9 protein-coding genes are annotated in these 7,718 nt (G+C 64.5%); 6 read left to right on the top strand and 3 right to left on the bottom strand.

The window, feature by feature from the left end; all coding sequences use genetic code 11:
- The coding region (locus tag CKW22_RS07920) for an IS3 family transposase (RefSeq protein WP_143500713.1) at positions 1-99 on the top strand (99 nt) is incomplete at its 5' end.
- Between the two features lie 154 nt (positions 100-253).
- Here the strand turns inward: CKW22_RS07920 and CKW22_RS07915 are convergent.
- Both CKW22_RS07915 and dprA read right to left on the bottom strand, forming a co-directional pair.
- Positions 254-811: an L-threonylcarbamoyladenylate synthase gene (locus tag CKW22_RS07915; RefSeq protein ID WP_033702465.1), complete on the bottom strand. Its 558-nt coding sequence runs from the start codon at positions 809-811 to the stop codon at positions 254-256.
- 42 nt (positions 812-853) lie between these two features.
- Positions 854-1,951, bottom strand: coding sequence for a DNA-processing protein DprA (dprA, locus tag CKW22_RS07910; RefSeq protein ID WP_095063964.1), 1,098 nt, complete (start codon positions 1,949-1,951; stop codon positions 854-856).
- A 206-nt stretch (positions 1,952-2,157) separates the two neighbouring features.
- Between dprA and def the strand changes: the two genes are divergently transcribed.
- The 5 genes from def to CKW22_RS07885 are packed head-to-tail and all read left to right on the top strand — an operon-like array spanning position 2,158 to position 6,682.
- A complete protein-coding gene (gene def / locus CKW22_RS07905; protein ID WP_033702463.1) occupies positions 2,158-2,664 on the top strand; it encodes a peptide deformylase in 507 nt (168 codons plus the stop codon).
- A gap of 60 nt (positions 2,665-2,724) precedes the next feature.
- On the top strand, positions 2,725-3,657 hold the full coding sequence (gene fmt / locus CKW22_RS07900; protein WP_033702462.1) for a methionyl-tRNA formyltransferase: 933 nt from the start codon (positions 2,725-2,727) through the stop codon (positions 3,655-3,657).
- Complete coding sequence (gene rsmB / locus CKW22_RS07895; RefSeq protein ID WP_095063963.1) at positions 3,654-4,964, top strand: 16S rRNA (cytosine(967)-C(5))-methyltransferase RsmB; 1,311 nt, start codon at positions 3,654-3,656, stop codon at positions 4,962-4,964. The genes fmt and rsmB overlap by 4 nt, the downstream gene beginning before the upstream one ends.
- A gap of 24 nt (positions 4,965-4,988) precedes the next feature.
- A complete protein-coding gene (gene trkA / locus CKW22_RS07890; protein ID WP_033702460.1) occupies positions 4,989-6,362 on the top strand; it encodes a Trk system potassium transporter TrkA in 1,374 nt (457 codons plus the stop codon).
- 11 nt (positions 6,363-6,373) lie between these two features.
- The gene (locus CKW22_RS07885; RefSeq protein ID WP_033702459.1) at positions 6,374-6,682 is read left to right on the top strand and encodes a tetratricopeptide repeat protein; all 309 of its coding nucleotides are present in this window, start codon (positions 6,374-6,376) and stop codon (positions 6,680-6,682) included.
- 136 nt (positions 6,683-6,818) lie between these two features.
- Here CKW22_RS07885 and CKW22_RS07880 read toward each other — a convergent pair whose 3' ends face one another.
- Positions 6,819-7,706: a lysophospholipid acyltransferase gene (locus CKW22_RS07880; protein ID WP_033702458.1), complete on the bottom strand. Its 888-nt coding sequence runs from the start codon at positions 7,704-7,706 to the stop codon at positions 6,819-6,821.
- Positions 7,707-7,718 lie beyond the last annotated feature (12 nt).

Raw genomic sequence — 7,718 nt, 5'->3', positions numbered from 1 at the left:
GGCTTGGATGAGTACATCCACTACTACAACCATGACCGCATCAAGCTGAGGCTCAATGGCCTGAGCCCTGTCGAGTACAGGACCCAGGCGGCAGCATAGAACTGTCCAACTTTTTGGGGGCAGTCCACAAATGTGGGAGCGGGCTTGCCCCGCGAACCAGGGCGAAGCCCGGGCTATACACACTGGCCGCCTGGGCTGGCCTCTTCGCGGGGCAAGCCCGCTCCCACAAGGAGGTGTATTGGCGCTTGGCAATTTAGCCCGGACGAACGACTTCGCCAGTCGCCAGGTTGCGAATCACACTCGGGTTCTTCCGCCCGCCCAGCGCCCCGCCCAGTACCAGATCCAACTGCCCATGGAAGTACTGCTCCACCCGCAACCGGGTTTTCGCCGCCGGGCGCCCGCCGGGGTTGCACGAGGTGGAAATCAACGGCCCAACCAATGCACACAACTCACGCACCTGCGGGTGGTCGCTGACCCGCAGTGCCACCGTGTCGTGCTCACCTGTCACCCACTCGGGCAACAGGTCCTGGTGCGGCACCAGCCAGGTATTAGGGCCAGGCCAGGTGCTGCCCATGCGGTCGATCCAGTCCTCGGGGAAATCCTCGAACAGGAAGTCGAACTGGCGGATGTTATCGGCGACCAGGATCAGGCCTTTATCCACAGGCCGCGACTTGAGCGCCAGCAGGCGGTACACCGCGTCCTCGTTCCACGGGTCGCAGCCCAGGCCCCAGACCGCTTCAGTCGGGTAGGCAATCACCGCGCCCGCCCGGATCTCACGTGCGGCTTGTTGCACACGAAAACTGCTCACCATTTCTCTCTCTCCGCCTATGAACCTTGCTTGCGCGCAGTGTACTTAGCCCGCACGGGCAAACCAACGCCCGGCTTCATTGCTGACCTGGCCTTGCAGCTCCAGTTCGGTCAGTTGCGCCAGCACGTCGGCCAGCGGCTGCTCGCTGCACCGGGCCAGGCTTTCGGTAGTCTGTGGCGCAGCATGCAGCAGAGCAAGCAGGGGGTGGACATATTCGTCCACTATCGCAGGGGGCAGGTTCTGCCAGCCTCGCAGGCTTTCCAGAATCTGCTCCACGCTTTCCACCAGTAGCGCGCCATCACGGATCAACTGGTGACAGCCTTTGGCCCCTGGGTGGTGGATCGAACCGGGGATGGCGTAAACCTCACGGCCCTGCTCGGCCGCCAGCCGCGCGGTTATCAACGAACCACTGGCCAGGCTCGCCTCCACCACCAGCACGCCCAGCGACAAACCGCTGATGATGCGATTGCGCCGTGGAAAATTGCCCGGCAGCGGCCCGGCATCCAGCGGGTACTCGGAAACCAGTGCGCTACCGCTGTCGATGATCGCCTGGGCAAGCTCGCGGTGGCGCTGTGGATAAAGTTTTTGCAAGCCCGTGCCGAGCACACCGATCGTCCCCCCGCCAGCCTGCAGAGCAGCCCGATGAGCGGCACCGTCGATGCCCAACGCCAGCCCACTGGTAATGGTGAAACCGGCCTGCGACAGGTAACGGGAAAATGCCCTGGCGGTGTCGAGCGCGGGGGGTGAAGCACGCCTGCTGCCCACAATTGCCAGCTGTGGCCGCTCAAGCAAAGCAGGGTCACCGGCGACGAAAAGCAACGGCGGTGGATCGTCGATTTCACCCAGCAACGCTGGGTAGCCAAGGCTGTCCCACATCAGCAAATGCTGGCCGGGATGCTCTAGCCAGGCCATCGCAGCCAGTGCGCCGTCGCGTACTTCGGCGCTGCGCCGCGCGTCGATGGTGGCCTGCGCCATGCCCAGCGCTCGCCAGGCGCCGGCCGGCGCACTCAGCGCTGAAGAGGCGCTGCCGAAGGCTTGCAGCAAGGTGTGAAAACGACGCAGCCCGGTCTCGGGAAGGCGGTGCAGGCGTAATCGCGCTTCCAGTTCGGCAGGCGGGCAAAGCGACGAGTGGGGGATCGGCATCGAGATCATCCTTGATCGAAACAGGGCCATTTACGTGGCACAACCTGTGGATAAGTTTGTGGGTAACACTTTGAAAAGCTGTCCATTAATCGGACGCTATCAAGCCCATAGACACCCTAGACGAGCTTGCCAGGTGCCGAAATCGCCGATTACCTTTATTATGTGTGTTCAGTTTTCAACCGAACGCACAGTGACTGCCCGACCTTATGGCCATCTTGAACATTCTCGAATTCCCGGACCCGCGCCTGCGCACCATCGCCAAACCGGTGACGGTGTTCGACGACGCCCTGAGCCAGCTGATCGACGACATGTTTGAAACCATGTACGAGGCGCCTGGCATCGGCCTGGCGGCGACCCAGGTCAACGTCCACAAACAGCTTGTGGTGATGGACCTGAGCGAAGACCGCAGCGAGCCACGGGTTTTCATCAACCCGGTGGTCGAAGAGCTGACCCACGACATGGGCCAATACCAGGAAGGCTGCCTGTCGGTGCCTGGCTTCTACGAGAACGTCGACCGCCCTCTGCGGGTGCGCGTCAAAGCCCTGGACCGCGACGGCAAGCCCTTTGAGCTCGAAGCCGAAGGCCTGCTGGCCGTGTGCGTGCAGCACGAGTTCGATCACCTCAACGGCAAGCTGTTCGTCGACTACCTGTCCACGCTCAAACGCGACCGAATCAAGAAGAAGCTGGAAAAGCAGCACCGCCAGAACGCCTGATCCCCACCTTCCAGAAGGCTTGCTCCGGCAAGCCTTCTTCTTTTTTGCAGCGAGAACTCCATGCGCATCGTCTTCGCAGGCACTCCAGAGTTTGCCGCCGAACACCTCAAGGCACTGCTCGACAGCCCCTATGAGATCGTGGCCGTCTACACCCAGCCAGACCGCCCCGCCGGCCGTGGCCAGAAGCTCATGCCGAGCGCGGTCAAGGCCCTGGCCGTGGCCCACGACATCCCGGTGCTGCAACCGCCGACCCTGCGCAACGCCGATGCCCAGGCAGAACTCGCCGCGCTCAAGCCCGACCTGATGGTGGTGGTCGCCTACGGCCTGATCCTGCCCCAGGCCGTGCTGGATATTCCCCGCCTGGGCTGCATCAACAGCCACGCCTCGCTGCTGCCACGCTGGCGCGGTGCTGCGCCGATCCAGCGCGCCGTGCAAGCCGGTGACGCCGAGAGCGGCGTAACCGTGATGCGCATGGAAGCCGGCCTGGACACCGGGCCGATGCTGCTCAAGGTGGTCACCCCGATCAGCGCCGAAGACACCGGCGGCACCCTGCACGATCGCCTCGCCGAAATGGGCCCACCGGCCGTCCTACAGGCCATCGCTGGCCTCGCCGCCGGCACGCTGCAAGGTGAAGTCCAGGACGACACCCTGGCCACCTATGCACACAAGCTGAACAAAGACGAAGCGCGCATCGACTGGAGCCGCCCGGCCGTGGAGCTGGAGCGCCTGATCCGTGCCTTCAACCCGTGGCCGGTGTGCCATAGCACCCTGGACGGCGAAAGCGTGAAGGTGCTGGCGGCCAGGTTGTCCACAGGCAAGGGCGCCCCCGGCGAGATCCTGTCTGCCAGCAAAGATGGCCTGGAGGTCGCTTGTGGTGATCAAGCCTTGAGCCTGACCCGCCTGCAACTGCCCGGCGGCAAGGCGCTGAACTTCAGCGACCTGTTCAACAGCCGCCGCGAGAAGTTCGCCAACGGCAAGGTGCTCGGCCAATGAACCCACGCCTGGCCGCCGCCCGTGCCCTTGCCGCTGTGCTCAGCGGCAAGGCCTCGCTGAACAGTTCGTTGCCGGCGCAACTGGACAAGGTCGATGAACGCGACCGTGGCCTGACCCAGGACCTGGCGTTCGGCACCGCCCGCTGGCAGCCGCGCCTCGACCTGTTGGCCGCGCAGTTGCTGCAAAAGCCGTTCAAGGCCGCCGATGCCGATGTGCAGGCACTGCTGCTGGTCGGCTTGTACCAGCTGTTCTACACGCGCATTCCGGCACACGCCGCCATCGGCGAGACCGTTGGCTGCGCCGACAAGCTGAAAAAACCGTGGGCCAAGGCCCTGCTCAATGCCGTGCTGCGCCGCGCCCAGCGTGAAGGCGAAGCGCTGCTCGCCAGCATGGAGCGCGACCCGGTGGTACGCACTGCGCACCCTCGGTGGCTGCAGAAAGCGCTGAAAGCCTTCTGGCCAGAGCAATGGGAAGCCATCTGCGCCGCCAACAACGCCCACCCGCCGATGATCCTGCGGGTCAACCGCCGCCGCCACAGCCGCGATGCCTACCTGGCCTTGCTGGCAGAGGCCGGCGTCGGCGCCAGCGCCTGCCAGTTCAGCCGCGACGGTATCGTGCTGAATGAGCCCTGTGATGTGCGCAGCCTGCCGGGCTTCGCCGAAGGCTGGGTGAGCGTGCAGGACGAGGCCGCGCAATTGTCTGCCGACCTGCTCGAACTGGCCCCCGGCCAACGCGTGCTCGACGCCTGCTGCGCCCCGGGCGGCAAGACCTGCCACTTGCTCGAAGCCGAGGCCGGCCTTGCACACCTGGTGGCCATCGACCTGGAGGCCAAACGCCTGACCCGCGTGCGCGAGAACCTCGAGCGCCTGCAACTGGACGCCGAACTGATCGCCTGTGATGCCCGCGACACCGCCGGCTGGTGGGACGGCAAACCTTTCCAGCGCATCCTGCTCGACGCCCCGTGCTCGGCCACCGGCGTGATCCGCCGCCACCCGGACATCAAGCTGACCCGCCAGGCCGACGACATTCCGGCCCTGGCCACGCTGCAAGGCGAGCTGCTCGATGCCCTGTGGCCAACCCTGGAAGTAGGCGGCATGCTGCTCTACGCCACCTGCTCGAGCCTGCCGACCGAAAACACCGAGGTGATCGAGGCGTTCCTCGCCCGCACCCCGGGCGCCCGTGAGCTGGACCTGGCCACCGAGGCCGGCTTGCGCCAGCCCCACGGCCGCCAGTTGCTGGCCCAGGAAGGCGGCCACGACGGTTTCTATTATGCCAAGCTGATCAAGATCGCCGCTTCACGCGGATAAGCACAACGGTTCAGGGAGTAGCGGATGAAGATCATCATCCTCGGCGCAGGGCAGGTGGGCGGTACGCTGGCAGAGCACCTGGCCAGCGAGGCCAACGACATCACCGTGGTCGACACCGACGGCGAGCGCCTGCGCGACCTCGGCGACCGCCTGGACATCCGCACGGTGCAGGGCCGCGGCTCGCTGCCGACGGTGCTGCGCCAGGCCGGCGCCGACGACGCCGACATGCTGGTGGCGGTGACCAACAGCGACGAGACCAACATGGTGGCCTGCCAGGTCGCCTATTCGCTGTTCCATACCCCGACCAAGATCGCCCGGGTACGCGAATCAGCCTACCTCACCCGCGAAGAGCTGTTCCACAACGACCACATCCCGGTGGACGTGCTGATCAGCCCCGAGCAGGTGGTGACCAACTACATCAAGCGCCTGATCGAGCACCCGGGCTCCTTGCAGGTGATCGACTTCGCCGAAGGCAAGGCGCAACTGGTGGCGGTCAAGGCGTACTACGGCGGCCCACTGGTGGGCCAGCAGCTGCGCCAGATCCGCGCGCACATGCCCAATGTGGACACCCGCGTGGCGGCAATCTTCCGCCGTGACCGGCCGATCACCCCACGCGGTGACACCGTGATCGAGGCCGATGACGAAGTGTTCTTCATCGCCGCGAAAAAAGACATTCGCGCGGTGATGGGCGAGCTGCGGCGCATCGACGAGACCAACAAGCGTGTGGTGATCGCCGGTGGCGGGCAGATCGGCGAGCGCCTGGCCGAGGCCATCGAAAGCCGCTACCAGGTGAAGATCATCGAGATGAACCCGGCCCGCTGCCGCCACCTCTCCGACACCCTGGAAAGCACCGTGGTGCTACAGGGCAGTGCGTCAGACAAAGACCTGATGCTCGAAGAGAACATCGCCGACGCCGACATCTTTCTGGCCCTGACCAACGACGACGAGGCCAACATCATGTCGTCGCTGCTGGCCAAGCGCCTGGGTGCGCGCAAGGTGATGACCATCATCAACAACCCGGCCTACGTGGACCTGGTGCAGGGCGGTGAAATCGACATCGCCATCAGCCCGCAGTTGGCCACCATCGGCACCTTGCTGGCGCACGTGCGGCGTGGCGACATCGTCAGCGTGCACTCCCTGCGCCGCGGCGCGGCCGAGGCCATCGAGGCCGTGGCGCACGGCGATTCGAAATCGAGCAAGGTGGTGGGCAAGGCCATTGAAGACATCGCCCTGCCACCGGGTACCACGATCGGCGCGATCATCCGCGACGAAGAGGTGATGATTGCCCACGACGACACGATGATCGCGTCGGGTGACCACGTGATTCTGTTCGTTGTGGATAAAAAACACATTCGGGATGTGGAGAAGCTGTTCCACGTCGGCTTGAGTTTCTTCTAGGAGAAGTGGGCATGCGCGAGTCGCTGGAGAAAATGCTGGCCAAGGGTGTGGATAACCCACTGCTGAGATTTGGCCTGGGCAAAGGCTGGCTGGATGAGGGCAACGGGGCTGAGGCGGCGGTGCACCTGGCACGGTGCGTGGAGCAGGACCCTAAGTATTCGGCGGCGTGGAAGCTGCTGGGCAAGGCGTATCAGTTGCAGGGTGATTTGGCGGCGGCGCGCAAGGCCTGGGAGGACGGGATCGTGGCGGCGCAGGCCCATGGGGATAAGCAGGCCGAGAAAGAGATGGCGGTGTTCCTCAAGAAGCTGAATAAAGTCTGAAATTGCCGGGGCTGCTTTGCAGCCCATTCGCGGGGCAAGCCCGCTCCCACAAGGTACAGAGTGACCCTCAGGCTGCGCAGGACTTGTGGGAGCGGGCTGGCCCCGCGAATGGGGCGCAAAGCGCCCCCAAAAAATCTCAATACCAGCGCGGCTCACCGGCCGGGCGCTTCTTGAAGCGCTTCATGCTCCACATGTACTGGCTCGGGTACTCGCGCACATACCGTTCGACCACCTTGCTCATGGCCGCCGCCGATTCGGTCACATCCGTGCTGTACATCGCTTCAGGCGCCGCTTCCAGAATCACCCGGAACCCAGAGCCATCCGGCAGCCGCAGCGCATGCAGGAACACCCCTACCGCCTTGCCACCGGCCAGCATGTTCGGCACGAACTTGCTGGTCAGCGCTTGGGTACCGAGAAATGGCACGAACACCCCGGCCGATTCCGCCGGCTCCGGGTCGGCTGGGATGCCCACTTGCCCACCGCGGCGCACTTCCTTGATCACACTGAGGATGCCTTCCTTGGTCGAAGGCGCGACGCGGTTACCCATCTGCACCCGCTGCTCACGCAGCAGGTCATCCACGGCCTTCAGTTTCGGCGGGCGGTAGAAGATGATCGGTTTGCACTGGTTGCAGTAGAAGTGGTTCAACACTTCCCAGTTACCCAGGTGGCTGGTGATGCCGACCACGCCCTTGCCCGAGGCAAGGGCCTGCTCCAGCACTTCCAGGCCTTGCACTTCCTTGACCAGCTCCAGCGAACGCTGCGGTGGCCAGATCCAGGCGCACGCACTCTCGACGAAGGACTTGCCGATATCTCTGAGCGCATGGCCAACCAGCTGCTCACGCGCGACCGGGTCCATCTCGGGGAAACACTTGGCCAGGTTGATACGCACCACGTTGCGCGACCCGTTCGGGACCTTCCACATCAGCCAGCCGATACCGGCGCCGACGCGCTGTACCGCGCCCCAGGGCAACTTGGCGAACAGTCGAAGCACCCCGACCATCAGGGCGCCCTTGAACTTTTCCACAGGCGAATTCCT

This window comes from Pseudomonas sp. Irchel s3f19, assembly GCF_900187555.1.
Lineage (GTDB): Bacteria > Pseudomonadota > Gammaproteobacteria > Pseudomonadales > Pseudomonadaceae > Aquipseudomonas > Aquipseudomonas capeferrum.
Note: the sequence above shows the minus strand (reverse complement) of the source record. Positions and strands in the feature narration are given on the sequence as shown.